Origin of the sequence: Pseudactinotalea sp. (assembly GCF_048594945.1) — a bacterium.
In the GTDB taxonomy this organism is placed as follows: domain Bacteria; phylum Actinomycetota; class Actinomycetes; order Actinomycetales; family Beutenbergiaceae; genus Pseudactinotalea.
The window spans coordinates 1-1855 of the sequence record NZ_JBMDXJ010000373.1 but is presented as its reverse complement, the minus strand read 5'-3'; the positions used below and the strand labels follow the sequence as shown (position 1 = coordinate 1855).

3 protein-coding genes and 1 tRNA gene are annotated in these 1855 nt (G+C 70.2%); 1 reads left to right on the top strand and 3 read right to left on the bottom strand.

The features are described from left to right. On the bottom strand, window positions 1-449 hold a 449-nt coding region (locus ACOJSN_RS16985; RefSeq protein ID WP_420113674.1), incomplete at its 3' end, for a hypothetical protein. Window positions 450-525: 76 nt separating this feature from the next. Here ACOJSN_RS16985 and ACOJSN_RS16980 point away from each other — a divergent pair. Next, window positions 526-601: transfer RNA gene (locus ACOJSN_RS16980), tRNA-Arg, on the top strand. Window positions 602-616: 15 nt separating this feature from the next. On the opposite strand, the gene ACOJSN_RS16975 is transcribed toward ACOJSN_RS16980, so the two are convergent. Then, window positions 617-1243: a DUF998 domain-containing protein gene (locus ACOJSN_RS16975; protein ID WP_420113673.1), complete on the bottom strand. Its 627-nt coding sequence runs from the start codon at window positions 1241-1243 to the stop codon at window positions 617-619. A gap of 113 nt (window positions 1244-1356) precedes the next feature. After that, window positions 1357-1855, bottom strand: a 499-nt coding sequence (locus ACOJSN_RS16970) for an aminotransferase class I/II-fold pyridoxal phosphate-dependent enzyme (protein ID WP_420113672.1), incomplete at its 5' end; no start/stop codon positions are given.

Here is a 1855-nt window from a genome sequence, read left to right as displayed (position 1 = left end):
TGGCCGCGCGGCGGACGGTTCCGTGTCGAGGCGCGGACGAGCCGGTCGAACCGGGCGAGTGCCAGTCGGGTCATGACGCCGGTCGCTGCGGTCAGCGGGCGGGTGGTGAGCGGCTGTCCGGGGATCCGGATGTCCCGCTCGACCCAGTCCACTCGGCATGCGCCCTCGCTCAGTCGCGTCACGAGGATCTCGGCCTCGCCGTGCAGTGCCGGGCCCTGCTTGATCCATGTCGCCCGCCCGACGGCGTGACTCGCCGGAGGCTCGTACCTCACCAGCTCCATCGTGTCGATGATCAGGCCTGCTGTGGTCGCGACGACGACGTCCCCCACCTGAGGTCGTCGCGCCGGCGCCTCGATCGTGGTGAGGGGGATCAGCCGCTCGTGGTTGCGCAGCGCCGTCAGCCGATCGAAGGCGACTCCTGCCGGGAGGTCGATCGTGCGACTCGTCACGGACTCCACCACGTACCCAGCCTCGCACGGCGTGCACGCGTGGGCGCGCAGACCTGAGAAGATGGGACTCGTCCCCGCCCCCGTAGCTCAGGGGATAGAGTAACCGCCTCCTAAGCGGTAGGTCGATGGTTCGAATCCATTCGGGGGCACCACAGTGCTCGCGCCGCTCAGATCCCCGTGTCGACGAGCAAGACTCCGCAGAGGGTGGCGATCCAGAGCCAGCCGGGGACGATGTAGAGGCGTTGGGCAAGGCCAACGCGGGTGCTGGCGCGTTCCCAGAGCACGCCGAACCGGTAGGAGGCGATGCCGAGCAGCACAGCGGCGGCGCCGCTGATGATCGCGAGCGTGGGGGTCCTCTCTGCGAGAGCCCATGCGGCTGTGAGGCAGGCGAGGGGCAGCACGGAGAACACCACGCCACCGGCCTGGTCGTGCCGGTGGTGCGCCTGGCTCTCCGTGTCGAGTTCCTGCGGTGCGCCGGGCGGGTAGTCGCGCATCGGGTCCATCGTCCACACGCCGGAGGCGATCAACGCCATCCCGAACAACGCGAGCAGCACCCCGGTGGCCAGGCCGGCGACGCCGTCGAGTGCGAACCCGATGCCGACGGCTCCGGCCGTGAGCAACGCGCCTGAGATCTGAAAGTTCCATCGCTGCAGCGAACCGCGTGGTCCGAGTGACAGCGCGCTCACAGGGTGTTCGGCGGGGCGGTAGCCGGGGCGGGTGGCGCCGTCGATCGTGAAGACCAGCACGAACCCGATCGCTCCGACGGCGCCACACATCAGCAGGGCATCGATCACGATCTCGACGCTAGTCGTCCCGAGATGGCCGGTGATGTGCCGGAAGTCATCGGCTGACGGGCGTTGCAGATTCCGCCATCCAGCTCGAGGTGGATCCGGTGATGTGCCCGATGTCAGGCGATCGTCACGCGCCGATCGGGCCCGTCGAGGGGTATCTCGCGGGTGGTAGCCCAGGCGTCGGCGAGCCGGAGCACGGCTTCGCGCATCTGGGCGGGTGGCCGGATCCACGGGATCCGCACGAATGACTCCATCCGTCCGTCGACGGCGAACACCGAGCCGGGTGCGATCACCACCCCGTGCTCCTCGGCGCTCGCGCACAGGGCGCTGGCCACGGGGGTCGGAAGCTGACACCACGCCGACAGGCCGCCCGGAGCGCGCGGAGCGTGCCACTCGGGCAGGTGCTCGGCGAGCGCGGACAGGAGTGCCTCACGTTGTTCTCGCAGGCGCTCGCGATGGGCGGCTCGGACCTCGGCGCCATCGGTGAGCAGGCGCGCGAGCGCGAGCTGGTCGAGCACGGGAGTACCGAGGTCGAGCCCGATCCGGGTGCGGACGAGTCGGTCCATCAGCGGCCGCGGCGCCCGGATCCAGCCGAGCCGTAGCCCTCCCCAGTAG